Raw genomic sequence first — 1,559 nt, 5'->3', positions numbered from 1 at the left:
TCAAATCGGGGGAGACGTCGGACTCGTCCGATTCCATTGTTGGCATGTCCAAAATTTTGACAAAAAAATGTGAGACCTTCCCCTTCGACCTTACCTAGGCGAACTCCCCCCCATCCCCCCCAAACACCTGCCTCATTTCCTTAGGCATTGAGGCGCGCGCCGATGGCGTATTCACTATGATTCGACTCGCCACCGACCTGAGCCCCTCAACGACGAGCCTCAAGTCTTCTGAAGAGACCTGTTGCATAGTCGGTTGAGCGCCGGGACGCTGCTTCAAAAAATTAGTTACCGAAGGCCCCTGATTTGATATGCCCCATTGCCAGTGGGCGAATTGATTGCGCCTTTCGGTTAAGAGCTTGTAATCACCTAGCGCAGCCTTTAGAGCCCGGTCCGCATCCGGATCGTCGGAAGGCCGAAGCTCAAGCAATGCCGATATGATTTCCTTCATCTGAGCAGGCTTTAGGTTGCCTTTGTCAATGATTACCTTTGCAGAGTCCTCATCGAGACCGCAGCAATCCATAAAGAGTGTGTACACCAGCATCTCCACAAACGAATGAACGGAGATCATTTCACCCAAGCACTTTAAATAATCTTCAGGCAGTACCGACCACGTTGTATTTGTCACGCCTATCCCCCAAAGTTTCGAGCATTCTACCTAAGCCGGGTCTGTCCGAATGGGATCACTTACGTACTCCCCTTACAACACATGTACGAAACTAAGGCTTGCACTATTTCGTACATCATCTATTATTCGTACATCCCTTTCGTACACAGAGCTAATCATGTCCCGTGTCTTCGCTTACTGCCGCGTATCCACGACTGACCAGACCACAGACAACCAAGTCCGAGAGATTGAGGCCGCAGGTTTCGCGCTCACGCCTCGACGCACAGTCACCGAGCATATCTCCGGGTCCGTCACTGCAATGGACCGCCCCAAGTTCAGGGCGCTCAGCGAAAAGCTTGAGGAGGGGGATGTGCTGGTGGTGACGAAGCTGGATCGCCTCGGACGTAATGCGATGGATGTCCGCGCTACGGTGGAGGCGCTTGCTGCTGATGGCATCCGGGTTCACTGCCTTGCTCTCGGTGGTGTTGACCTGACTAGCGCAGCGGGACGGATGACGATGCAGGTCCTCGCAGCAGTAGCTGAGTTTGAGCGGGACCTGCTAATTGAGCGGACCAATGCCGGTATCAAGCGTGCCAAGGCGGATGGGAAGACGTTCGGCAGGCCATCTGCACTAAGCCCTGAGCAACAACAGGAGGTGCGCCAGAAGTTGGCCGAGGGTGTCCCAGTGGCCCAGCTAGCGCGGGACTTCAGGACCACCCGGCAGACCATCATGAGGGTCCGTAGCCGTGAAGCGGCGTAGAGCAGACAGCATTAAGGCCCACAATAGGAGAACCTTCGAGAATTGCCCCTCATAATAGGGAAGAGCAGTTCATTCGCAGCCTTGCCGGTGTTGATCTCGAATTAGGTTGCATATGAGGAGAATCCAGCCGTCCGACTCAATTGCGTTGGATCGAGTTCGATTAAGTCCGATAAGAGAATAGAAGAACCCCCTCGC

Annotated in this window: 2 protein-coding genes; one reads left to right on the top strand and one right to left on the bottom strand. The window is 54.0% G+C overall.

Annotation, left to right across the window (positions count from 1 at the left end; all coding sequences use genetic code 11):
* Positions 1–94: 94 nt before the first annotated feature.
* The gene (locus A985_RS0121085) at positions 95–625 is read right to left on the bottom strand and encodes a hypothetical protein (protein WP_157211542.1); all 531 of its coding nucleotides are present in this window, start codon (positions 623–625) and stop codon (positions 95–97) included.
* Positions 626–782: 157 nt separating this feature from the next.
* Here A985_RS0121085 and A985_RS0121080 point away from each other — a divergent pair, with 157 nt between their 5' ends.
* Positions 783–1,364: a recombinase family protein gene (locus A985_RS0121080; protein WP_026132240.1), complete on the top strand. Its 582-nt coding sequence runs from the start codon at positions 783–785 to the stop codon at positions 1,362–1,364.
* Positions 1,365–1,559 lie beyond the last annotated feature (195 nt).

It is taken from the genome of Pandoraea sp. B-6 (assembly GCF_000282835.1).
Classification (GTDB): Bacteria; Pseudomonadota; Gammaproteobacteria; order Burkholderiales; family Burkholderiaceae; genus Pandoraea; species Pandoraea cepalis.
This window is presented reverse-complemented; position numbering and strand designations above follow the sequence as displayed.

Excerpts from the sequence above, each read along its gene's own strand:
- A985_RS0121080 (WP_026132240.1), top strand. The coding sequence starts at position 783 with ATGTCCCGTGTCTTCGCTTACTGCCGCGTATCCACGACTGACCAGACC.